21 protein-coding genes and 2 pseudogenes are annotated in these 24,674 nt (G+C 41.9%); 2 read left to right on the plus strand and 21 right to left on the minus strand.

Translation table 11 applies throughout. The annotated features are described in order from the left end of the window. The 10 genes from P8P68_RS06775 to P8P68_RS06820 form a co-directional block, all read right to left on the minus strand. Entirely contained in the window at positions 1-573 is a 573-nt protein-coding gene (locus P8P68_RS06775) for a hypothetical protein (protein ID WP_278275798.1), read from the minus strand. 313 nt (positions 574-886) lie between these two features. Beyond that, positions 887-1,741 carry a VOC family protein gene (locus P8P68_RS06780; protein ID WP_000220443.1) on the minus strand — a complete coding sequence of 285 codons (855 nt, stop codon included), beginning with the start codon at positions 1,739-1,741 and terminating at the stop codon, positions 887-889. A gap of 106 nt (positions 1,742-1,847) precedes the next feature. Further along, on the minus strand, positions 1,848-2,885 hold the full coding sequence (locus P8P68_RS06785; protein WP_061587431.1) for an aldose epimerase family protein: 1,038 nt from the start codon (positions 2,883-2,885) through the stop codon (positions 1,848-1,850). 146 nt (positions 2,886-3,031) lie between these two features. Continuing rightward, on the minus strand, positions 3,032-4,027 hold the full coding sequence (gene lacD / locus P8P68_RS06790; protein WP_278275799.1) for a tagatose-bisphosphate aldolase: 996 nt from the start codon (positions 4,025-4,027) through the stop codon (positions 3,032-3,034). 10 nt (positions 4,028-4,037) lie between these two features. Further along, entirely contained in the window at positions 4,038-5,204 is a 1,167-nt protein-coding gene (locus tag P8P68_RS06795; protein ID WP_084972045.1) for an SIS domain-containing protein, read from the minus strand. Positions 5,205-5,308: 104 nt separating this feature from the next. After that, positions 5,309-5,713 (minus strand): PTS sugar transporter subunit IIA, encoded by a 405-nt coding sequence (locus tag P8P68_RS06800; RefSeq protein WP_080702733.1) that lies wholly within the window; start codon positions 5,711-5,713, stop codon positions 5,309-5,311. Positions 5,714-5,716: 3 nt separating this feature from the next. Further along, a complete protein-coding gene (locus tag P8P68_RS06805; RefSeq protein ID WP_049520508.1) occupies positions 5,717-6,538 on the minus strand; it encodes a PTS system mannose/fructose/sorbose family transporter subunit IID in 822 nt (273 codons plus the stop codon). Then, on the minus strand, positions 6,525-7,430 hold the full coding sequence (locus tag P8P68_RS06810; RefSeq protein ID WP_049520507.1) for a PTS mannose/fructose/sorbose/N-acetylgalactosamine transporter subunit IIC: 906 nt from the start codon (positions 7,428-7,430) through the stop codon (positions 6,525-6,527). The genes P8P68_RS06805 and P8P68_RS06810 overlap by 14 nt, the downstream gene beginning before the upstream one ends. 26 nt (positions 7,431-7,456) lie before the next feature. Then, entirely contained in the window at positions 7,457-7,933 is a 477-nt protein-coding gene (locus tag P8P68_RS06815) for a PTS system mannose/fructose/N-acetylgalactosamine-transporter subunit IIB (RefSeq protein WP_000156968.1), read from the minus strand. Next, positions 7,930-9,717 (minus strand): beta-galactosidase family protein, encoded by a 1,788-nt coding sequence (locus P8P68_RS06820; RefSeq protein WP_000196619.1) that lies wholly within the window; start codon positions 9,715-9,717, stop codon positions 7,930-7,932. Before P8P68_RS06820 ends, P8P68_RS06815 begins: the two co-directional genes overlap by 4 nt. A 321-nt stretch (positions 9,718-10,038) precedes the next feature. On the opposite strand from P8P68_RS06820, the gene P8P68_RS06825 reads away from it, so the two are divergent. Together P8P68_RS06825 and strH are read left to right on the plus strand one after the other, a co-directional pair. Next, on the plus strand, positions 10,039-10,755 hold the full coding sequence (locus P8P68_RS06825) for a GntR family transcriptional regulator (RefSeq protein WP_001007181.1): 717 nt from the start codon (positions 10,039-10,041) through the stop codon (positions 10,753-10,755). Positions 10,756-11,057: 302 nt separating this feature from the next. Next, on the plus strand, positions 11,058-15,089 hold the full coding sequence (gene strH / locus P8P68_RS06830; RefSeq protein ID WP_049520506.1) for an LPXTG-anchored beta-N-acetylhexosaminidase StrH: 4,032 nt from the start codon (positions 11,058-11,060) through the stop codon (positions 15,087-15,089). A gap of 57 nt (positions 15,090-15,146) precedes the next feature. Here strH and purB read toward each other — a convergent pair whose 3' ends face one another. From purB to purD, 11 genes and pseudogenes are all read right to left on the minus strand, one after another. Next, on the minus strand, positions 15,147-16,445 hold the full coding sequence (purB, locus tag P8P68_RS06835) for an adenylosuccinate lyase (protein ID WP_084859328.1): 1,299 nt from the start codon (positions 16,443-16,445) through the stop codon (positions 15,147-15,149). A gap of 24 nt (positions 16,446-16,469) precedes the next feature. Further along, the gene (locus tag P8P68_RS06840; RefSeq protein ID WP_084881617.1) at positions 16,470-17,237 is read right to left on the minus strand and encodes a restriction endonuclease; all 768 of its coding nucleotides are present in this window, start codon (positions 17,235-17,237) and stop codon (positions 16,470-16,472) included. A gap of 23 nt (positions 17,238-17,260) precedes the next feature. Further along, positions 17,261-19,066 (minus strand): AAA family ATPase, encoded by a 1,806-nt coding sequence (locus tag P8P68_RS06845; protein ID WP_084881616.1) that lies wholly within the window; start codon positions 19,064-19,066, stop codon positions 17,261-17,263. A gap of 34 nt (positions 19,067-19,100) precedes the next feature. Then, positions 19,101-19,291 (minus strand): annotated as a pseudogene (locus tag P8P68_RS06850) (phosphoribosylaminoimidazole carboxylase). Positions 19,292-19,362: 71 nt separating this feature from the next. After that, the gene (locus P8P68_RS06855) at positions 19,363-20,262 is read right to left on the minus strand and encodes an NYN domain-containing protein (RefSeq protein ID WP_084881615.1); all 900 of its coding nucleotides are present in this window, start codon (positions 20,260-20,262) and stop codon (positions 19,363-19,365) included. A 96-nt stretch (positions 20,263-20,358) separates the two neighbouring features. Then, positions 20,359-21,057 carry an aspartate/glutamate racemase family protein gene (locus tag P8P68_RS06860; protein WP_049520503.1) on the minus strand — a complete coding sequence of 233 codons (699 nt, stop codon included), beginning with the start codon at positions 21,055-21,057 and terminating at the stop codon, positions 20,359-20,361. A gap of 3 nt (positions 21,058-21,060) precedes the next feature. Further along, a pseudogene (locus tag P8P68_RS06865) lies at positions 21,061-21,287 on the minus strand (phosphoribosylaminoimidazole carboxylase). Positions 21,288-21,307: 20 nt separating this feature from the next. After that, positions 21,308-21,571: a hypothetical protein gene (locus tag P8P68_RS06870; protein ID WP_044020032.1), complete on the minus strand. Its 264-nt coding sequence runs from the start codon at positions 21,569-21,571 to the stop codon at positions 21,308-21,310. Position 21,572: 1 nt separating this feature from the next. Continuing rightward, positions 21,573-22,664, minus strand: a complete 1,092-nt coding sequence (purK, locus tag P8P68_RS06875) for a 5-(carboxyamino)imidazole ribonucleotide synthase (RefSeq protein ID WP_049520501.1) — start codon at positions 22,662-22,664, stop codon at positions 21,573-21,575. Beyond that, on the minus strand, positions 22,651-23,139 hold the full coding sequence (purE, locus tag P8P68_RS06880) for a 5-(carboxyamino)imidazole ribonucleotide mutase (protein WP_049520500.1): 489 nt from the start codon (positions 23,137-23,139) through the stop codon (positions 22,651-22,653). Before purE ends, purK begins: the two co-directional genes overlap by 14 nt. 239 nt (positions 23,140-23,378) lie before the next feature. Next, positions 23,379-24,641: a phosphoribosylamine--glycine ligase gene (gene purD / locus P8P68_RS06885; RefSeq protein ID WP_278275800.1), complete on the minus strand. Its 1,263-nt coding sequence runs from the start codon at positions 24,639-24,641 to the stop codon at positions 23,379-23,381. Between the last annotated feature and the right edge of the window lie 33 nt (positions 24,642-24,674).

Consider the following 24,674-nt stretch of genomic DNA (forward strand, 5'->3'; position numbering starts at 1 on the left):
TTACATTTCTCCCTCTTTCCCTCGGCTACCGTCCTGTAATGTCTCCATCAGCTCCTTGAACAGTCGTTTGCGCGTTTTCATCCGAAAATCATAAACTATATATGTAAGAATACCAATCCCTAACATGTACATAATTAAAAATTGAAAATCAGGAACAGCCAGATAACGATAGGCTGAAAAAATCGTTATTAAAACAAAAATGTAGCCAACTACTGTCAACGCCCTTGATTTTCTCCTAAGTGTTTTGATATTGGCTTTTGTCAGCCGGACTTTTCTAAATCTATCTGTCTTCATGTTACGTCGGGTAGACTTGGCAAGGAGAATGGTCCCAAAAACTAAAAACAGCGACATCAAGATAAAGAAGATTAGATTAAGAGGGGATGAGACATCTCCAAAGGTTTGGTTGAGCAACTTTGACAGCCGTTGCAAGGAATAGATTGCAATAGGGGCTGCAATAGCTGAATAATTCATGCCTTGTTTTGCACTGTAGAATACTTGATTCCCCAAATCATAATAGATAAAAGAGTCCTCCAGAGGGCCCATACTGATTAAATTTTTTACACTTGTGTCCATCTTATTTCCCGTCTCCTAAACTCAATACGGATGTTCAAACAAAGTTCTACTTTCTCTTAAAAGCATCGTGACGACGATTGCCAGCATTCTAGCTGATTTTTAGCATTTTCCTTCCTAGAGAAAGAAAAGTTTATTAGTATTATAGCATGAACCCCCCAGAAAAGGGAAAATATCCCCGGCAGATACCATTGCTAAAGACAAGAAAGGATTCGTCATTTCATAAAAAAGCGGACAAGTCCGCATTCTAAAAACAGAATGCGAGCTTGTCCGCCTTTTCCTATGTCTCTAAAATAAATAATGTGTTTTCCTCGTTTCATCGTGCCAAGCGAATGCGAGTCACAATCCCATCTGGGTCTACAAGATCCAGTTCACTCGAATTTAGCCATTCGATCGGTGCTTCTAGCTCTTGTGCTTGCTGAACGATGTTCAGGAGTTCTTCCTTGCTTTCGACCTCAAGGACGTAGTAGGCCAAGCCTGGCAAGCCTTGCTCACGCGGAGCTAGCCCTTTTCCAGCCCATTCGTTGACAGCCAGGTGGTGATGGTACTGACCAGCCGCTATCCAACTAGCACTAGGAATGCTAAATTTATCCTCTAGTCCTAACACCTTTTGATAAAACTGGCTCGCCGCACGACTATCCTTCACCGATAGATGGATATGCCCCATTCTCGTCCCTTCAGCTAGGATAAAGGGATCCACCTTTTCCCCTAGCTCATAAATGTCCTGTGCCGCAAGAGCCTCAGTCACACCGATAATGCGGCCGTCTTCTCGAATATCCCATGACGAAACTGGCTTATCACGGTAAAGTTCAATGCCATTTCCTTCCAAATCCTCTAGATAAATAGCCTCACTGTATCCATGATCTGCACCCCCGACCAGAGGAATCCGCAAGTCACTTAGGTGTTTCAAGACATCTGCCAAGGCTTTTCGTGTCGGCAACAAAATCGCCAAATGGTAGAGTCCATAATGCTCCCTTACTTCGCCAGCCTTTTCTGTCGCAATCAAGTGAACCAAGGCTTTTCGACCAAGTCCCAAAATCGCTTCTGTCTCCGTTTGAGACAAAATCTCCAAACCGATAATCTGGTGATAAAAAGCCGTTTGATTCGTTAAATCCTTGACATTTAAAACAGCCTCTGCTAGGTAAATGTGGCTTTGGTATGCATAAGTCATAAGGTGTCTCCTTTTGTTGTAACTTTGTTAATTACATCGATTATACACTATTGAGATAAAATGTCAACGAAGACAACTCAAAAGAGCTGGGAACCAGCTCTTCTTTTTATTTTACAACAAGCTCGTAGCGAGTTTTGCTGGTGAAAGTTTCCCCTGCTTTGAGAATGACTTGGTCTTTGAGGTCACTGTGAATGGCATCTGGTAAAGCTTGCGCTTCAAGGGCAATTCCATTGTGCTGTACCATTGGCTGGCCCCCTATGATGACACTCTCATCCACAAAGTTTGCTGTGTAGACCACAAAGCAAGGGGCCTCTGTCTTGAAAAGTAGGAAACGACCTGAGTTTTGGTCATAAAGGAAACCCGCATTGTCATGGCCTACAGGAAGGGCAAATGGGTGATCCAAACCAGATACCAACTGGATTTGCTCATCTTCCTCTGCAAAGATGTCCTTCAACAAAGCTCCATTGTAGATGTGTTTAACCACATCACGAGTAGCATCTGGAGTCTTTGATGGCACACCGTCCGGAGCGATTGGGTAAATGCCCTCCGTATTTAGCTGGAAGACATGGCGATCAATTGTCTGCGTGAAATCGCCAGACAAGTTGAAGTAGCTGTGATTAGTTGGATTGACAAGCGTATCTTGATCTGTCGTTACCTTGTAGCTGACTTCGTAGGCACCAGTTTCTTCCAAGTAGTAGCTAATCCAAATCTTAAGATTACCAGGAAATCCTCCTGTCCCGTCTGTACGCTCTGTGTAGAGGGTCAAGCCATGGTCGCTCACTTCTACCAATTCAAACAAGCTCGCATCCCAACCTGTTGAACCACTGTGGTTACAGTTGCTAGCATTGTTGACTTCAAGATTATAGGTCTGACCATTGAGCTCAAATGTCGCACCTGCAATACGGCCCGCTACAGGACCTACACTTGCTCCATGCTTGGGACTATTACCTACATAGCTATCAAAATCATCAAAACCCAAAATCACATTGGCAAAGTTTCCAGCCTTGTCAGGTGTGACATAGCGCAAGATGGTCGCACCATAGGTCATGATTTCTAGTTGGTAGCCACTGTCAGTCTCAAAGCGATAGGCCAAGACATCCTTGCCCTCATGATTTCCAAATACACGTTCTGTGTATGCTTTCATTCTTCTCTCCTTTGACTCATTTCTCTTAAGTAAACAAACCATAGAGAGTGTATGCACCATCTATGGTTGTAGTTTTTATTTTCAGAATCCTTTGTCAGAAAACCTTAAGTATCTTCTTAACAAAAGGGGGTTCTTCTATACTTGTTTTATGCTTCTACACGTTCAGTCCATGAAGTCGCTGTTGTTTGAAGAACCTTGTTGAGTTCGTCAATGTTCTCAAAACCTGTTGTGCGAAGCCATTCGCGAGCTGCTGTTTCACCATCTTTGATGTAAGCTTCAACTGATCCAGCCCATGTAGCACGGCCACAAAGAACACCATTGAAGTTTGCGCCTGATTCGTGGGCAAAGACAAGTGTTTCTTGGAAGAGTTTAGCTGATACACCTGCACTCAAGTAGATGTATGGAAGATTTGTTGCTTCATCTTGTGCTTTGAAGAAGGCTGCTGCTTCTTCACGAGTATGCACGATTTCACCATCGCCAAAGCCTTCAACGTATTTGACGTTGACTGGAACTTCCACTTTCAAGACATCGATGTTGAAGCGTGGGTCTGAGAAGACCTTCATAGCACCGATAACCTTGTGTGGTTTCACTTTTGCGTATTCTGCAGAACCTGCATCAGCGATTTTTTCATCGTAAGCGAGGATTTCAAGGAAGAATGGAATGTCTTCTGCCACGCATTCAGAACCAATGCGTTCGATGTAGGCTTGTTTTTGTTGATTGAGTTCGTCAGCGCTGTCTACATCATAGTAAAGCAAAAATTTGACAGCATCTGCACCTTGTTCTTTGATGCGTTTGGCAGACCAAACATCCAAGCAGTCTGGCAAGCGTTTGGTGCTTGTTGTGTCGTATCCTGTTTTTTCATAAGCAAGGAGAAGACCAGCATTTGGAGCAAGCGCTTTTGTAGCTGGGAGACCATACTCAGGGTCGAGAAGCATAGAGGATGCGTATTTTGTCAATTCATCTGCAACCAAAACCTTGAGTTCTTCCATTTGAGCCACTGTTGGTTCTTCTGTTTGGTATTGAGCCATGAGGCGTTTCAAAGCACCACGTTGGTCAAAGGCAAGAGCTGAGATAATGCCGTTCTCGTCAGAGAGTTTTTGCAAGCAAGCTACTTTATTGGGACTTAATTGTAATTTACTCATAGACACTTCCTTATTTTTGATAGTCATGAATGATCACACCTTGTACCACACGGTTTACGGTACCTGTAGGAGATGGTGTATCTGGTTTATTTTCTACCTTGAGTGAAGTCAATAGGGCAAAGAGTTGGGCATAAACGATGTAAGGGAAGACACGGTAAATATCGTTCAAGACACCGCCACAACCAAGGGCCACTTCTTTGACATTTTCAAGACCAAAGGCTTGATCACTCAAAAGCACAACACGACGAGCAATGTGATCACCAGCAACTTCACGAACCAAGTCCAAGTCGTACTTGCGAGTGTAGTCTGTCGTTGTACCAAAGACCAAAACAACGGTATCTTCGTTGATCAATGATTTTGGACCGTGACGGAAACCGACTGGGCTTTCATACATAGTTGCCACTTGACCAGCTGTTAATTCCAAAATCTTGAGCTGAGCTTCATGAGCAAGGCCAAAGAAAGGACCTGCACCCAGGTAGATAACACGGTTAAAGTCGAGGTCAACAAGCTCTTTAACATCTGCTGCATTGTCTAGAATCTTACGAGCAAGGCTAGAAACAACTTCAAAACGTTCAGTTTTCACAGCAAATTCTGTAGGATCAAAGACCAAGAGAGCTGTTAGCATCATAGACGTAAAACTAGAAGTCATGGCAAATCCAGCGTCATTGGAAGCAGCTGGTTGCAAGAGTAAGAGATTGTGGTCATCGCCATGGGCTTGAAGTGCCAATTTCCCTTCTGCAGCACATGTAATGGTCACTTGATAGAGGTCATCCACCAAGGCCTTAGCCAAATCAACCGTCGCCACACTTTCAGGTGAATTCCCACTACGAGCAAAGGAAACAAGGACAGTCGCCACATCTTTTTTCAAATAAGTTTCTGGATTGGCAACAATATCAGTTGTCGCAATAGCATTGAAATTCCATTTGCGTTCGTCATAGACTTCCTTAAAGTATGGTACCAAGGTATCTCCCACATAAGCAGAAGTACCAGCACCCGTCAAGATGACCTTGATATAGTCATGTTTATCCGCAATCCCTTGTAGGAAGGCTGCAATTTCTTCACGTTTTGCTTGATAGGCTTCAAAAGCTTCTTTCCATACATCAGGCTGTTGGTAGATCTCACGAGTCGTGATTTCTGCACCCAGTTCAAGTAATTCTTCTTTTGTGTAATTTAGCATAGAGTTCCTCTAATCTATTGTTGTTTCATTCCTATTGAAAATATGGGAATGGGATTGACTCCCATTCCCATGTATATTCTATATAAGATGCCCTAAGTCACATCTTATTCATCTTCGTCATCATCAAAGCCCGCTAACAAATCATTGACTTTCACAATGCTTTCTGCAGCACGGCTCTTGTAGTCCGCATCTGCACCTGTAAGGCTGGCATTGATAAATTCAATCACCATTGGAAGATTCATCCCTGCGTAGAGTTCAATGTCGCGACCTTCCATGATCAAACGGCTTACCACGTTACATGGTGTACCACCGAGAAGGTCCGCAAAGACTAGGAAATCATCCAATCCTTCGATAGCAGCTTCAAATTTTGCAGTAAATTCTTCTGGACCATCTTCTGGAAGAAGGGCCACTGTATGAATGTTGTCCTGTGGACCCATGATCATTTCTGTGCTACCTTTAAGTTCTTCACAGAAACGACCATGACTCACCAAAATTAATGATTTACTCATAAATTATGCGCCCATTCCAAGCAAGAATTTACCGATGAATGAAAGACCTACTGCAAGAACGATAATGATACCGATCGCTTTAGTAGAGTTCATACCTTTCTTACCAAGCAACCAGAAGATAAAGGCAGTAAAGATTGCTGGAAGCAAACGTGGGAAGATTGAGTTCAAGATGTCTTGGAAGTCAATCATCTTTTCACCGATTGGCAATTTGTAAGAAATCTCAAAGTTGATCATTGTCGCTACAAGAGCACCCATCATGAAGACACCAAGTACAGATGCAGCATCAATCAAAGCTGTCAAAGTACTTTGCATGTTGTTGATAAGGTTAACCCCTTCTTTGTAGGCAAATTCCAACTGTTTCCAACGGAAGATGTCATACGCTACTGCAACTGCAATCCAAAGGAAGATACCCCAAGGTTGACCAGCGATAGCCATTGTTGCAGCGATAGATCCCATGATAGCAGGTACAAGTGAACCAAAGATAGTATCTCCAAGAGGAGCGAATGGTCCCATCAAACCTGTCTTGATACCGTTAACCGCATCTTTAGAGACAACGCCATCTTTTTCTTCCATGGCAAGGTCAAAACCAGCGATGATTGTGTGGAAGAATGGTGAAGTGTTGAAGAATTGAGTATGAACTTTCATCATTTCTTTCAACTCAGGAGTTCCATCTCCATACATTTTACGCAATTGTGGCAAGATCATGTATAGGTAACCTGATGCTTGCATACGTTCGTAGTTCCATCCCAATTGGAAAGTGAACAAGCTACGTTTGTTAATTTGATTAAAATCTTCTTTTGTTAATTTGTAATTAGAATTCGTCATCTTCAATTTCCCCACTTTCTGATGGTGTAGAAGGTGCTGCTACAGCAACTTTTTGGCTGTTCTTGAAGTGAACAACTGCAAGGAAGATACCCACGATAGAGATACCGATCATAGACAATCCTTTGAAGTTGTTAACAAAGCCAATTTTTTCAGCAACTTCAGCAGGAAGAGTGCTAATGATACCAGCAACTGCTCCACCAAGACTTTGTACGTTTGAGTAAAGAACAGTCAACATAGCTGTCAAACCAAATCCCATAGCAAGGTAGTGAAGGTTACGTTTAACTGGAAGGTAACGAAGCAAGATAGCGAATCCAAGACCTGGAAGCATACGACCTGCAAGTGTCAAACCGTCTGCAACCCATTGGTATTCTTTAACAAGGTCTACTACTGATTGTACGAAAGCACCACCAAAAGCAAGAGCGAAGAATACTGGAAGGGCACGTGAAAGAGCCCATGGAAGCGCACCAAGTAGGTAGTTGCGTTCGATACCTTTGTAGTCAAAGCGTTCGATCGCAGCATCAATACGGTGTGCAAAGAAAGTAGTTGTCATACGTCCAAGAACGTCGAAGTATGTCAAAAGTGCTGCTACTGGTACAGCGATTGTTGTAATCGCAAGATCTGTATCAATACCTTGAGAGATAGAGAATGCTGTTGCAAGAACCGCACCAGAAGTTGCGTCGATACGAGAAGCACCACCGAAGGTACCAACCCCGAGAACGAACAACTGCAAGCTACCACCGATAAACAAACCAGTTGTCACATCTCCCATGATCAAACCGGTAATGAAACCAGCGAATACAGGGGAACCTGCAGATGAAACGATTGTCAACTCATCACAGATTTGATAAGCTGAGTACAAAGTGAGAAGTAAAATTTGCCACCATTGTATCATAACAATGACCTCCTAAAAATTTTTTCCTATTTTAATAAGCTCAAAAAGTCTGAAACTGGATCATTTGGAACCATTTGAGCAGTGAGTTTCACACCTTTTTCTGCTAGTTTGTGGAAATCTTCCACATCCTTGTCTACCACATTGATAGAACGTGTGATAGAGCGAGTTTCTGGTGTTTGAGACATATTGCCGACGTTGAGTGTTTCAAGCGGTACACCTGCTTCGACCAAACCAAGGAAACGGTCTGGTTTACGTGCAACGATAAAGAGACGTTGGCTATCGTATTTACCAGCAAGGATATTTGCTGCTGCTTTCTCAACTGGCAAGATACTGAGTTTCACACCTGGTGGTGTCGCAAGTTTCAAACCACTCTTTTCAATATCGTTGTTAACAACTTCGTCGTCTACAACCATAATGCGTGAAACATTTAGTTTTCCAGCCCAAAGATTGGCTACTTGACCGTGGATCAAACGTCCATCAATACGGCATCCTACAATTGTCATAAGTTTTCCCCCTTTATGTGTTTTAGTGTAGGTTTACGAGTTAAATGAATCTCTTCTTTATATTCGCCCTCAGTTTCAAAGATGATGATGCGGTTAGCACCTTCCTTGAGATAACTATGAGGGATATAAAGTGAGAGGGTCGGGCCGACGTTCCAGAAACGTCCTAAGTGACGCCCGTTGACAAAGGCAACTCCCTTACCAAACTCAGACAAGTCTAAGTAGGTATCCTTCGGCTCTTCAACAGTAAAGTCGAAAGCGTAAAAGGCTGGTTGTCCTTCTGTCCATCCTTTTGAAAAATCAATTTTCTCAGGATTATCCAGTGGCAGTGGATATTGTTTCCAATTCAGTAAGAAATGTAGATCCTTGCAGACACCTGTACGAATTCCTTTACGTTGCGTATCTGCCAAGAACTTATGTCCGTAGTTGACACGCCCCATATTTTCAATCAAGATGTCAATCTCTGAAAAGCCTTCTCGGTTGCCCTGACAGTAGATATCTTCACCAATCTCTGTCTGGTATTGAGTAGCAATCCATTGACCATCTACAAAGAGTTGAGCTCGGTCACGTCCATCGATGATACGGAGACGTTCCTCTTCTGCATCCCAACTTGCCTCAGTGCGGTAGAGAAGGTAGCCATAACTTTGACCAAGTTCTTCCATCGCTTTTGGATAGAGGCTTTCAGTAGGACTAGAGAGATTATCCAGGGTTTCAAACAAGGAAACTTTTTCGACCAATGGAATGGACCCTATCTCCATGCTTTCCTTATAGAGTGGTTCCAACTGTGGATACTCTGGGAAGTGGGTTGCCATCATCTTCTTGACTGCTAAGTATTTAGCAGTTGGATTTCCTTCTTCATCGAGAAGGGCATCATAGTCGTAAGATGTGACTTGCGGCAAATCCAGAGTTCCTCGAGCCGAGCAACCATTCATGAAACCAAAGTTTGTACCACCATGGAACATGTAAAGGTTGATAGAGCCTTGCTCCAATACCTCTCGAACAGCTTCTGCCAATTCTTTAGGATCACGAGTGATGATGGGTTCTTTCCAACGGTTGAACCAACCATCCCAGAATTCCATACACATGAGGGGCCATTTCTTGCCATGCTCATCAAAGAATTCCTGCATCTGTGAAAAGTTGTACGGAGCTTTAGAACCGAAGTTTCCTGTCACAAAGAGATCGTCTTCGATCAAGGTTCCGGCTTTCAGAGTAGCCCTCCATGGGCCATCTGAAGTAAAGAGTGGGCAATCAATCCCTCGGTCTTCCATCAATTTCCGAATTGCTCGTAGATAAGACTTATCTTCTCCATAAGAGCCATATTCATTTTCGACTTGCATCATAAGAATGTTTCCACCATTATCCAACAAGCGAGGCACAAGCCTTGGCAATAATTGGTCATAATAGCGAGCAACAGCCTCGATGTAGGCCGGGTCGGACGAGCGAATTCGCATGTCCTTTGTCAAGAGCCAAGCCGGCAAGCCACCAAATTCCCATTCCGCACAGATAAATGGAGACGGGCGTACAATGGCATAGAGACCTAGATCTTGTGCAATTTGAAGAAATCTCTCCAAATTTCTGGCACCTTCAAAATCAAACTCCCCTTCAACAGGTTCGTGTAAATTCCAAGCCACATAGGTCTCGACTGTATTAAAGCCAAGCGCCTTTAAGTTATAGAGAGAATGATACCAATCCTCTGCTGGAATCCTAAAATAATGAATGGCGCCGGACAAAATCTTGAACGGTTTTCCGTCTAAATAGAAATCGTCCTCAATTTTAAATCTGGTCATGTTATTACCTCTGACGAATTAAGTTTGCGCTTTCATTTATTATAATATTAACTATAATCAAATCTTTTGCATTTGTCAATAGGTTTTAGAAAATTATTTAAAATTTTTCTATTTTTTTACTTACCGTTTACCGAAATTATCTAAAAATAGCATGAAAACGATCTTTTTATGTATGATAATTCACAAGAACATCAAATGAATTTTTTTACATGTAAAATAACATTTTTAGTCTATTATTTTAATTTTTTGACCTTAATACTACTCTTTTCTCTATATTTGTGGTAAAATCAAAATTGGAGAAAGAGAATCGAGGTGAAATTTATGGCTATTCCTAAATACCAATATATTAAAGATGAATTAAAAAATAAAATCATCTCTGGTCAATTTGCAAGTGGAGATAAATTTTATACAGAAGCCGAATTGATCGCGATGTACGATGTGAGTTCAATCACAGTTGTTCGTGCCTTGAACGACCTTGCTAAAGACGGCTACATTGTCCGCCAACAAGGTAAAGGTACTTTCGTTTCACGTGCCCGCAAGCACAAACTCGTTGAGTTTTCAGATGTCGAAATCTTTGAAACAAAAGACGATAAAGTTACTGTCCTTTCTATCGAGCGCGGAAACAAACTTGAATATTTAGATAAACTTGGACTACGTGGAGATCAATTCTACTATAAGATTGAACGTATTCGTCAGACAAACGACGTGACATACATCTACCACACATCTTATATTCCTGAGCAATACATCAATGCCAACTATCCAAATCTTGATTATTATAGCTCTATCTATACACGTTTCAAATTGGATTACCGCATTCACATGAGTGATGAACATTTTGAGGAAATCAACGAAATCGCATTCCCAACACCAGAGCATGCTGCTTCTGTACTCGGAATCGATACACAATTCCCAACTGTCTTCCAAACAAAGACTACAAAACTTGAGGCCACTGGCCAAGTCCTTGCCTATAGTGAAACTTATAAGCGAGCAGACTACTACAAAATCAAATTCATCTCATGTAACCGAGGTCATTAAGAAAAAGCCTGAGCCTAGCTCAGGCTTTTTCTATATTCATTATAGCACGAGAAAAAAGTTGTGAAAACGCTATAAAGGACTCTTATTTAATTAGTAGCATTTTTACTAAAAACAAGTTAAATTTTCATTTGGTTTTTCCTCTGTTTTATCCCTCATTAGCAAATTTCTCCTAAATCTTATGATTTCCTCTATTTATTATAGTTCTTATATAAACCCACTTGACATTTTACTCCTTAGATAATAAAATAAAATTGGTTTTATGTAAACGCTATCATATATGATAATAACAAGGAGGTTTTGTCATGAAACTAGAAAAGAAACAGCGCTTCTCCATCCGTAAATACGCGGTTGGGGCGGCTTCTGTACTTATAGGATTTGCTTTTAGCGCCCAAGTCGTATCTGCCGACGGAATTACTCCCGCTCCAACAGCTGAAGAAACTGTCCAAACGATTCAGGAGAGTCCACAAGCAGTCAAAGAAGCTGTAGACTCCAAGGTTCCAGAAAAACTGGAAGAAAAGGCTGACAAACCTGTAAAAGAGGAGGTCAAAGAAGACCAGGAGGTTCCTCGAACAGTTACTCCAAAAACAGAAGAGTCAAGCGCACCAGTTGTGACAGAAAATGCTACTCCAACTCCTACTGCCGAGAAAGAGAGTCCTGCCCCAGCTGAAACTCCTGCCGAAAGTACTCCTTCAGAAAAGAAAAATGAAGCCGTCACACCTGCAGTAGCCACTCCTAGCACGGAACGTGCAGCTCAGGTAAATGAAAAACTGGCAAAACGAAAAATGATCTCAATCGACGCTGGACGTAAGTACTTCTCTCCAGACCAACTCAAAGAAATCATCGACAAAGCCAAACACTACGGTTATACTGATCTTCATCTACTAGTTGGAAATGACGGCATGCGTTTTATGTTGGACGACATGACGATCAAAGCCAATGGCAAAACCTATGCAAGCGACGATGTCAAACGTGCACTTGAAAACGGAACCGATGCCTACTACAAGGATCCAAACGGCAACCATTTGACAGAAAGTCAGATGACGGACTTGATCAACTATGCTAAAAATAAAGGTATTGGCCTCATCCCAACTGTAAACAGCCCTGGTCACATGGATGCGATTTTGCATGCCATGAAAGAACTAGGTATCCAAAAACCGAACTTCAACTACTTTGGCAAGGAATCTGCTCGTACCGTTGACCTTGATAACAAAGAAGCGGTTGCATTTACCAAAGCTCTGATCGAAAAGTATGCTACTTACTTCGCTGGCAAATCTGACATCTTCAATATCGGACTGGATGAGTACGCCAATGATGCTACAAACGCCAAAGGCTGGAGCGTTCTTCAAGCCTATAAATGGTATCCAGAAGATGGATTCCCTGACAAGGGTTATGATAAATTTATCGCCTACGCCAACGACCTTGCTCGCATCGTCAAATCTCACGGCCTCAAACCAATGGCCTTTAACGATGGTATCTACTATAATAGCGACACTAGCTTTGGAACCTTTGACAAAGACATCATCGTTTCTATGTGGACTGGTGGATGGGGCGGATACGACGTCGCTTCTTCTAAACTTTTAGTTGAAAAAGGCCACCAAATCCTTAATACCAATGATGCTTGGTACTACGTCCTCGGACGAAATGCCGATGGTCAAGGCTGGTACAACCTCGACCAAGGACTCAATGGTATCAAGAACACTCCAATCACTTCTGTACCAAAATCTGATGGGGCTACTATCCCGTTCATCGGGGGTATGGTAGCTGCTTGGGCGGATACCCCATCTGCACGCTATTCACCATCACGCCTCTTCAAACTCATGCGTAGCTTCGCAAATGCCAATGCTGAATACTTCGCAGCTGACTATGAGTCTGCTGAGCAAGCTCTGAAAGAAGTACCAACAGACCTTAACCGCTATACTGCAGAAAGTGTCGCAGCTGTAAAAGAAGCTGAAAAAGCCATTCGCTCACTTGATAGCAACCTCAGCCGTGCCCAACAAGATACCATTGACCAAGCAATCGCAAAACTCCAAGAAGCTGTAAGCAATTTGACCTTCACACCAGAAGCTCAAAAAGAAGAAGACGCGAAACGTGAAGTTGAAAAACTTGCCAAGAACAAGGTAATCTCCATCGATGCCGGACGTAAGTACTTCACGCTCGACCAACTCAAACGTATCGTAGACAAAGCGAGCGAGCTCGGCTACTCTGATGTGCATCTTCTCCTAGGAAACGATGGACTTCGCTTCCTCCTTGATGACATGACCATCACAGCTAATGGCAAAACTTATGCAAGCGATGATGTCAAGAAGGCCATCATCGAAGGAACAAAAACTTACTACGATGATCCAAACGGAACTACTCTTAGTCAAGCTGAAATCACTGAATTGATCGAGTACGCAAAATCAAAAGGCCTCGGACTCATCCCAGCAATCGACAGCCCAGGTCACATGGATGCCATGCTCGTCGCTATGGAAAAACTTGGAATCAAGAATCCTCAAGCCAACTTTGACAAGGTTTCTAAAACAACCATGGACCTTGAAAACGAAGAGGCGATGAACTTTGTCAAAGCCCTCATCGGCAAGTACATGGACTTCTTTGCAGGCAAAACTAAGATCTTCAACTACGGTACAGACGAATATGCCAATGATGCTACCAATGCGCAAGGCTGGTATTACCTCAAATGGTATGGACTCTATGGCAAGTTTGCTGAGTACTCTAACACCCTTGCTGCCATGGCCAAAGAAAGAGGCCTTCAACCAATGGCCTTCAACGATGGTTTCTACTACGAGGACAAGGATGATGTTGAGTTTGACAAGGATGTCATCATCTCTTACTGGTCTAAGGGATGGTGGGGTTACAACCTTGCATCTCCTCAGTACCTGGCAAGCAAAGGCTACAAATTCCTTAACACCAACGGAGACTGGTACTACATTCTCGGCCAGAAACCTGAAGATGGTGGTGGTTTCCTCAAAAAAGCAATTGAAAATACTAAAAAAACACCATTTAACCAGCTTGCATCTACCAAATATCCTGAGGTAGACCTTCCAACCGTCGGAAGCATGCTTGCTATCTGGGCAGACAGACCAAGTGCTGAGTACAAGGAAGAAGAAATTTTTGAACTCATGACTGCCTTTGCAGACAATAACAAAGACTACTTCCGCGCTGACTACAATGCTCTCCGTGAGGAACTTGCTCAAATCCCTGCAAGCTTGGATGGATACAGCAAGGAAAGCTTGGACGCCTTAAATGCAGCTAAAGAAGCTCTCAACTACAACCTCAACCGTAACAAACAAGCCGAGTTAGACGCTCTCGTAGCCAAACTCAAAGCAGCCCGCCTAGGCCTTAAACCAGCAGCAACCCACTCAGGAAGCCTCGATGAAAATGAACTAGCTGCCAATGTTGAAACCAAACCGGAACTCATCACAAGAACAGAAAAGATTCCATTTGAAGTTATCAAGAAGGAAAATCCGAATCTCCCAGCTGGTCAGGAAAAAATCATCACACCAGGTGTAGAGGGCGAACGCACTCATTACATCTCTGTCCTTACTGAAAATGGGAAACAAACAGAAACGGTTCTAGATAGCCAAGTAACCAAAGAACCTGTGACCCAAGTGGTTGAAATCGGCGCCCCTATTACTCACAAAGGAGATGAACACGGTCTTGCTCCAGCCGTAGAGGCAAAACCAAGACTGGACATCCAAGAGGAAGAGATTCCGTTCACTACCGTAACACGTGAAAATCCACTCTTGCTCAAAGGGAAGACTCAAGTCGTTACTAAAGGCGCTAACGGTCGTCGCAGTCATTACTACTCTGTGAGCACTAGTGCTGACGGTAAGGAAGTGAAAACTCTTGTAGATAGCCTTGTGACTCAAGAAGCAGTGACCCAAGTTATTGAAGTCGGAACCCTTGTAACCCATGTAGGAGACGAACACGGTCTTGCTCCAGCCGCAGAAACAAAACCAAGACTGGATATCCAAGAGGAAGAAATTCCATTCACTACTGTGACACGTGAAAATCCTCAATTACCAAAAGGACAAACGCAAGTTGTTACTAAAGGGGCTAACGGCCACCGTACTGCCTTCTACTCTGTAAGCACTACTGCTGATGGAAAAGAAGAAAGAACGCTTGTCAATAGCGTGGTAACACAGGAAACGGTCACTCAAGTTGTTGAAGTCGGCACTGCCGTTGAGAAAGCTGAGCAAACTGCACCAACTACTGCCAAAGCAGATGAAAAACAACTCCCTGCAACAGGAAGTCAAGATTCTGCAGGCTTGGTCGCAGCAGGCCTCATGGCGACTCTAGCAGCCTACGGACTGACTAAGAGAAAAGAAGACTAAGATTCTTCTAAGAGAATACGAAAAAGCGAGATTGAATCTCGCTTTTTTATTTTATGATTAGTCACCAAGTCCGATACGTTCAAAGATATCATCCACTCGTTTGGTGTAGTATGCAGGGTTGAAGATTTCATCGATCTCCTCTTGAGTGAGGCGTGATGTCACTTCTGGATCTGCTTCGAGAAGCGGTTTGAAGTCTACTTGGTTGTCCCAAGAGTGGGCTGTTTTTGGTTGCACCAAGTCGTAGGCTTGTTCACGCGTCATGCCTTTTTCAATCAAGGTCAACATAGCACGTTGGCTAAAGATCAGACCAAACGTAGAGTTCATGTTGCGGATCATGTTTTCTGGGAAGACCGTCAAGTTTTTGACGATATTTCCAAAACGGTTGAGCATGTAGTCGATCAAAATGGTCGTATCTGGTGTGATGATACGCTCAGCTGATGAGTGGGAAATATCACGCTCGTGCCAGAGAGCAACATTCTCATAAGCTGTCACCATATGACCACGGATAACACGCGCAAGACCTGTCATGTTTTCAGAACCGATAGGGTTGCGTTTGTGAGGCATTGCTGAAGAACCTTTTTGCCCCTTGGCAAAGAATTCTTCTACTTCACGTTGTTCAGATTTTTGCAGACCACGGATCTCAGTCGCCATGCGCTCGATGGAAGTCGCGATGCTAGCAAGAACTGCAAAGTACTCAGCATGAAGGTCACGAGGAAGGACCTGTGTAGAGATTTCTTGAGCACGGATACCAAGCTTGTCGCAGACGTATTGCTCTACAAATGGTGGAATGTTGGCAAAGTTACCAACCGCACCAGAAATCTTACCAGCTTCCACACCAGCAGCCGCATGTTCGAAACGCTCAATGTTACGTTTCATTTCGCTGTACCAAGTTGCCAATTTCAGACCAAAAGTTGTCGGCTCAGCGTGCACACCGTGGGTACGCCCCATCATGATGGTGAACTTGTGTTCCTTAGCCTTGTCAGCGATGATATTGGTGAAGTTTTCAAGGTCACAACGGATGATGTCATTGGCTTGCTTATAAAGGTAACCATAGGCAGTATCCACCACGTCGGTAGAGGTCAAACCATAGTGGACCCACTTGCGCTCTTCACCAAGCGTCTCAGAAACTGCACGTGTGAAAGCCACCACATCGTGGCGAGTCTCCTGCTCAATCTCCAAAATACGGTCAATGTCAAAGTCCGCTTTTTCGCGAATCAAAGCCACATCTTCCTTAGGGATTTCTCCCAACTCAGCCCATGCCTCATCAGCCAAGATTTCCACCTCAAGCCAAGCACGGTATTTATTTTCTTCACTCCAAATATTCGCCATCTCAGGGCGAGAGTATCGGTTGATCATGTTGTTTTTCTCCTTAATTTAAGATCATAAGTAATCATTCTTTATAACGTCAGAAGATACGATAATTCCAGGGAATTCATTTAAATCTACACCATCTAAAGAATACGGGAAAGGAAATAATATAAATTGTAAAGATTGTAGTTCAGCTAACCTAATAAGGCTTCTCAATTGGAAATTAGAAACTCCACGTATACAATAATTCTCTTTGTCAGGTACATTGTCATAATAATATTGAGCCATCTTTTTTGAATAAAATAACGGTAATGTTACATGTGAATCTTGTATATTTGGATATTGATAAAACGATCCTGTAACTTCTCCATTACGTTGTTCCATCAACATCCAAAAGGGTTCCCCCTGTACTTTCTCATCAGGCAAGAATCCTTTTTTAATTGTTCTAGACACTATGTCTACTATTGTCGGCAGTTCGTCAACCGTCATCAATTTAATACCGTTTGATTCTGCAAAAATTTTTGTTCCTTCTTGAAAACCAACCTTTGAAATCATTATTCCAATTATATTACCCAATCCAACATCTTGTAGCTTTGTAGAAAAATCACGTATTTCCTTTATTGACACTTTATTTTTCCAATCTTTACATTCTATAGCTACTCTACACTCTATATTTAAATGTGTGAATTGATAGTAAACATCAAATTCATTAGTTGCTCCACTCTGACCTTTAATGGTTACTTTTGTTGATACTAATGTATTTTCATAATCATTCAATTCTAGTAAGCGAGAATATACATACTGGGCATAATCCTCTAATGATTTTCCTGTATTAACCATAAATTCATAACCTTTTCCCCTTATTACTCAACTAAAGATAAAAACTCTTTGACAATTTCTGTTAATTCAAAATGTTCTATACCGTCTTCATCTATATATTTTTCTTGTTCATGAATTTGGTCTACTGTCATCTTTGGCCAGTTATTTTGTAAAACCTTATTTTCATTAGTTTGATTAAAATTCTTAACCTCCTCTTTCACATCGTTATAATCAGTTATATTTACGTGCCCATCAAAGATATCTGGATGAAGATAATTTTCAGCCTCACGTTTTCGAGTACAAAATGCAGTTCTTCCATGTTTTCTATTCTTTTCAACGGTAGAAGTATTTTTTGTTCGATTGGCGGGAGAAATTCTATCTGAATCTAAAAATATTCCAAAAGGAAGACCAAACTGATCTACAGTCCTCATTGTAATCCAAGATTTTAAATTATCACAACCACCAGTAGGTACTAGTGCGATATTTGCCTCCTGAAAAGTCCTGTCTATTTCTCCACTTTCTTTTAAAACCTTGCATAAATGATTAAAGAAAATTATATCTGTTTTACCTTCTATTAAAATTAATGCCTTTGTTTCTTTTGAAATTGGATCCGGTAAAACACCTAAAGTTTCTGTGATTTTTTGTAAAACCTCATCACCTCCACTACTAACTTGTGACTTATCCGATTTTTCTACTAATCGAAGACTAGCAGTTGGTAATAGTCCACCTAGAGCTGGAGTATGGGTTGTTAAAATTATTTGAGTATTTTCCTTGGATGCTAACTCTAGAAAAGCTTCTATGAGTAATTTTTGATGCGATGGGTGTTGAGAAGTCTCTGGTTCTTCAAAAGCATAAATTATGCTCTTATTCCTCTCTGCTTCTGATAATTTTCTTTCTGCCTCTGCCCGAAAGAAATTTAGGAGAATTAAACGACGAACTCCACTTCCTCTTTTATTGATAGATATATCATCATCCGATTTTATTGATAATTTAAAAAGCGAATCAAACTTAGGCTCTGATTTAAACTCTGGAATTAGAGAAGCAGCCAAATCCTCATCCATCTCTTGCAACTTAGCTAATGTACGTCCTGCAGTTTCAATTGCTTTCCGTTGAACTTCACTTTTTATTTTATTAATCTCAGTTTGCAACTCTTGTAATGCTTGAGATACCGCAACAGACATAGGATCCGCAATTTCTTTATCTGAATCTGAGCTACTTCGATCTGATTGAAACAAAGCATAAATTGGTAAAAAAGTCTCAATTACTCCATATACTTTTTTTGCATCCTCTTTTGTAACTTCTAATTCAACCTCTTTAATTATTAAATCACTTTTAGAAGATAAAATCGCCTGTCGAATAGAGACATTACTTCTTTTATCGTATTTATCCTCATCAATACCTAAATCAACCGCACGCTTTTTTAGATCAGCTTGTTTTAACAATAACAGATCATTGTAGTTATCATCTATAGGATGATTACAAATAATTTTCGTCTCCGGTTTTGGTTTTGCAGATGAACATTTGAAAGTTTTTTTAATTTCCAAATCACCATTCGAATTCAAAAGATTTTCATCTTCCAAGCTTGTTTTAGAAGAAGCATCAACTACTATCTCATCTGGTAATTCATCAAAAATACATGTTATAAAAATAGAATCTGAATCCGATCCAACAGATAAATCATCTCTCTCACAAACAACTAATTTGTTATTAAAAAAGATTTCTAATGCTTCTAAAATTGTTGATTTCCCTGCATCATTCTTACCTATAAAAGCTGTCAAATTATCAAAATCAACAATTGTTTCATCTTTATAACCGCGAAAATTTTTAATTTTCATTTGCTTAAGTCTCATAATCTGTTTTCTCCTCAAATTCTTCTTTTCCAATTCATACAGATGGGTAGTGATCTAGTGTGGTCAAATACGTATCTAACGGTAGATCATAGATGGCTAAATAGTTTTTAGGATATTGTGCAACTAGCTCTTCATACTTAGCTTCACCTTTTCGTGATTGCTACTAGCATACAATACTTCGACGACTGCCCCAGTCTTATCTTTTTCAACAAATGCATTAACAATGAGTTATATCATAGTAACCTTTTCATTCTATATGCTTTGTATCTCCTGATATAGTTATATATAAAGACATATTATTTTTTTATTTTATTAATAGTATAGGCAATAAATCCAGCAAATGTGACAACTCCCGTTACAATCCTGCCCTGATTTTCTTTTATAAATTCTTTAATTTTTTGTTTTTTAGCTTCTTTATCAAGTTTTTTCTGCTCTTCTTTCTGCCGTCTCTGTTCAGCTTCTTTTTCGATTGCTTCGTTTTTCAGTTTTAAATCTTCCGATTGAGCAACAGAAACAATCTTCTTAATTTCTGAAATTCTTTCAAAATCAACTAATGTGTCAATTCGCTCCAAATAGATATTTTTATCTACGTAACATAGACCAGAGATTTGATTTTTAGCGTCCTGCTTAGTCTGGTTAAATTCTCGCTCCTGTTTTTCCCTTGCAAGACGAATCTCTCTTTCTTTTAAATATTCTTTTTCATAATATCCATCAATATCACGATTAAAATAAATTAAATCTTCTGCTACATCATCAAGATATTTAATTGCGATTTCCTTAATATCCAAGTACTCATTACTTAAACTATCTTTCCAAGACCATAAATTAACTCTCCAATTCTTCTCCAAAGCTTCTTCAATAAGAGGAAACATGTCAAAATCTCCACTTAAAAGATTCACTGTTGCAGAATGGTTTTGTTGAACAATAAATGACACACCTTTGGCAATTATTTTTGAATCAACTGCTTTTTCTCCATTTTGTTTACGCTCATAAGTATATACATCAAAACCTTTACTCCTCATAGTTGACCAAAACTCATCACTCTTCGGAGGCGTAGATCCAACTAAAATCTTTTTCTGATTTTTAAAGTTTGTATAATTCCTTACAAATTTATCATAATCAAATCTTCCATCTTGGCCTACAAGATTTTTTACTTCAATAAAAATATTTGAATTATCTATCAATAATAAATCCATAACTTTCTCCACTTTTATTACTTCAACTCCTAAAAATCAATTCTTTCCCAAAACTCAACACTGTCACACGCCCTACCTTACGATTGCACTTGTCTTCTATAATCTTTTATTAACCGCCCACTCCGCCGCTTTCTCTGCATGAATCACTGTTGTGTCATAGAGAGGCAGGTCGGTGTCGGATTGCTTGACGAGGAGACCAATCTCGGTACACCCCAAGATAACAGCTTCAGCGCCTGCTTTTTTCAAATCATCTATAACGGTAAGATAAGTCTGCTTTGAGCTTTCTTTGATGTCCCCTAGGCAGAGCTCATCATAAATAATCCGATTAACCTCTGTAATACCAGCTTGGTCTGGAATCAGCACTTCTAACCCAGACTCTATTAATTTCTCCTTGTAAAAATCTTGAGTCATGGTGTACTTGGTCCCTAGGAGGCCGACTTTTTGAATACCGTCAGCCAACAAGGCCTGCGCAGTTGCCTGCGCAATATGCAAGATTGGAATCGTAATCTTTTCTTGTATCTGCGGAGCAACCTTGTGCATAGTGTTGGTACAAATAACGATGAAATCCGCACCAGCTTGCTCCAAGCGCTTAGCAATATCTGTCAAAAGTTGACCGCTTTTCTCCCAGTCTCCAACTGCCTGATAATGCTCAATCTCTGCAAAATCAACACTATAAAGTAGAATCTTGGCTGAATGCAAGCCACCCAGCTCTTTTTTGATGGTTTTGTTGATGATTTGGTAGTAAGATGTGGTGCTTTCCCAACTCATACCACCAATCAGACCGATGGTTTTCATAGACTAATTAAACTCCTCCTTGCTTGTCACAACCGACGGATAGTGTGGTAAGCTACTTAGATCTGTATCCAATGGCGAATCATAGATAGCCAGATAATTGTTTGGATATTGAATCTTTAATTCCTGATATTGGCTTTTACTTTTTCATGGTCGGCACTGGCAAAGAGCACTTCCACAACGGCGATTTCTTTTCCTTCCTCCACAAAAGCGTTTACGATGATTTGAATCATAAACTGGTCTCCATTTAACTTTAAAGATTATCATTTTCTGAGTCTTCATGTATAGAAAATTCAAATGAAATTCTCTCGGGATGTCTAGGCAGGCCGTAACTACTCAGATAATCCTTAACTTCCTTCACGGAACAAGAATATTCTAAGACTAGCTGATTGCCAGCTCTCTCTAAAATATGAATCCCCTCTCTATCCGAAATCTCTGGAACAACCAAATCGTCCGTATAAGTCAGTGTTACGGTCGTTATTTCATCATCTAGCAATTCATCAAATTCTTCTGTCATTTCAAAAATCAATCCCCTCCCCAAACTCAACCACACTATCCGGCACATCACTAAACAAAGTCACATGCCCCATCTTGCGGTTGTGCTTCGCTTCTATTTTACCATACAGGTGGAGGTGGGCGCTTGGATTTTCTGCGACATACTTTTCAGCACCCTCGACATGCTGGCCGAGGACATTGAGCATAACAGCTGGAGCATGCAGTTTGATAGCTGGCAGTGGTGCTCCGAAAACGCCGAGAATATGGGTATCAAACTGAGAAAAGTCGCAGGCTTCGATAGAGTAATGTCCAGAGTTGTGTGGACGTGGGGCAATTTCATTGACAATGATGTCGTCAGCTGTCGCAAACATTTCCACACAAAGAGTTCCAGACAGATTAAGCTGTTCTGCGATTCGCACAGCCATAGCTTTGGCTTTTTCAGCTAGACTTTCTGAAATGCGGGCTGGCACGATGGTCTTGGACAGGATATTGTTGCGATGGATATTTTCCTGAACTGGGAAAACCGTAACTTCCTTGCCATTCCCTGATACAATGACAGAAATCTCAAGGTCAAAGTTGACAAATTCTTCCAAGACACAGTCTGCAGAATCAGCCAGCGCATAGGCTTCTTCCAAATCTGCTTCCGAGCGAATAATCTTTTGTCCATGCCCATCGTAACCACCAGTCGCGGTCTTGAGGACATAGTTTTTCGATAGGTCGATGTCTGCCAAGTCTTGGCTTGAAGTCACAACCTTGTAAGGTGCCACAGTGACTTGAGCCTTGTTTGAGAGGAAGTTCTTTTCAAAAATACGATTTTGGGAAATGCGGAGCAGATCTGTCCCTTGAGGGAGCTGACCTTCCTTGATAACCGCATCCAAACCATCAGCATCGACATTTTCAAACTCATAGGTGAGGACATCGCATCGCTCAGCCAACTGACGCAAGGCGCCCACATCGTTATAAGGTGCCACGATGATCTCCGCCACGCGAGAGGCTGGGCAATCCGCCACAGGATCCAGCGCGATAACCTTGTGTCCCATGTAGATAGCAGAAATGGCCATCATCTGCCCCAGCTGACCACCACCGATAATTCCGATTGTTTTAGATGAGCTCATTGGTAGACTCCTCTGCGATTTTTCCTTGCTCTCCTGCATAATCTGCTAACGCTATTGCGATAGCCTGATCTTCTACTGAAAGGAGACGGAGGGCAAAGAGGGCCGCATTTGTCGCTCCTGCTTCACCGATAGCCATCGTCGCAACAGGCACGCCACCTGGCATCTGTACGATAGAGTAGAGCGAATCCACGCCACTAAGAGCGCGCGATTTGACAGGTACACCGATGACAGGAAGGGTTGTTTTGGCTGCGACCATTCCTGGCAAATGCGCGGCACCACCAGCACCTGCGATGATGACCTTTATGCCGCGACTGCGGGCTTCTTCTGCATGTCTGAACATGAGGTCTGGTGTACGGTGGGCAGAGACAACTTTCTTTTCGTAAGCTACACCGAAGCGGTCTAGAACTTCTGCTGTTTTTTGCATGGTTGCCCAGTCGGATTTTGAGCCCATGATGATGGAAATTACTGGTTTCATTTTTTCTCCTTTGTCTTCCTTTCAACAATCACCTTAGGTTGTGAGGGACGGCAGCGGCCACCAAAGGTGTCTCATGCCTAAATCGGAAGCCCAAGGTCTTCCGATTTCCCTAAACGATTAGCTTATAATCCAATTGTTCTTTCACAATGGCGGTGATTGTTATTTTATTGCTCGCTAATGCTCGCAAGTTATGCAACCATTATCGTATTTGGCGACTTCGTCGCGTTATTCTTATATCGTTACTTAATTGCCTTGCTTCCGATATCTGTTCGGTAAAAGAGGCCTTCTGTTTTTTGTTGGGCGAGCTCTTGGTAGATGGTACTTTGGGCTTCTTTGACATTGTCTGCTGTGGTAACTAGCATGTAGACACGTCCACCGTTTGAGAGCAGTGCTCTACTATTTTCCGAAAACTTAGCTCCGGCATAGTAAGTGATGATGTCGCCCTCGGTTTTTGCTGGCAATTCAACACCTTTTTCATAGTCTAGCGGGTAGCCGTTTGATGCGACAACCACACCCAGAGTCACACCCTTGTCCGTCCATGTGATATTTGGCTCCTTGCCATCGAGGATATCCGTAATATTTTGTGCAAAATCAGATGTCAAACGAGGTAGGATAATCTGAGTTTCAGGATCTCCGAAGCGAGCGTTAAACTCGATGACCTTAGGGCCATCAGCTGTCAAGATAAGACCTGCGTAAAGAACTCCCAGATAAGGACGCCCTTCTTTAATCATCCCTTCGAGGACTGGCTTTACAATGGTGTCAACCGCTGTGGCAACCACGCTCTCTGGCAAGTGAGGAACTGGCGCATAGGCACCCATACCACCCGTGTTAGGCCCCTTGTCGCCATCATAGGCACGTTTGTGATCCTGGGCTGTTGGCATGATGTAGAACTTGTCGCCATTAACAAAGGCAAAGAGTGAAAATTCCTCACCTTCAAGAAACTCCTCGATGACCACACGCGCACCTGAGTCACCAAATTTATTGTCCAAAAGCATCTCGTGAGCGGCTTCGACCGCTTGCTCAACCGTTTCCGCAACAACGACACCTTTTCCAAGGGCCAAACCATCCGCCTTGACCACGATAGGCGCACCCTGCTTTTCGATATAGACCTTAGCTTCCTCAAAATCTGAGAATGTGCCATAGGCTGCTGTCGGAACGTCATATTTGACCATGATTTCCTTAGCAAAATCCTTGGACCACTCCAGCTCCGCTGCTAATCTTGTCGGACCAAAAGCTTTGAGACCAGCTTTATTAAAGTCATCCACGATACCAGCCGCAAGGGCATCATCTGGCCCGATAAAGCTCCAAGCAATATCGTTGGCTTTTGCAAACTCAATCAATTTAGAATGTTCGGAAATAGAGATATTTACCAATTCCAAACCATCCAGAGTCATCCCGTCATTCCCAGGAGCTACAAAGACCTTTTCAACACCGTTAGACTCCAGCAACTTCTTAGCAATGGCATGTTCACGACCACCCGAACCGACAACAAGCAGTTTCATTTCTCAACCTCTTTTGCGAATTATTTACTAATA

The organism is Streptococcus sp. D7B5, from assembly GCF_029691405.1.
In the GTDB taxonomy this organism is placed as follows: Bacteria; Bacillota; Bacilli; order Lactobacillales; family Streptococcaceae; genus Streptococcus.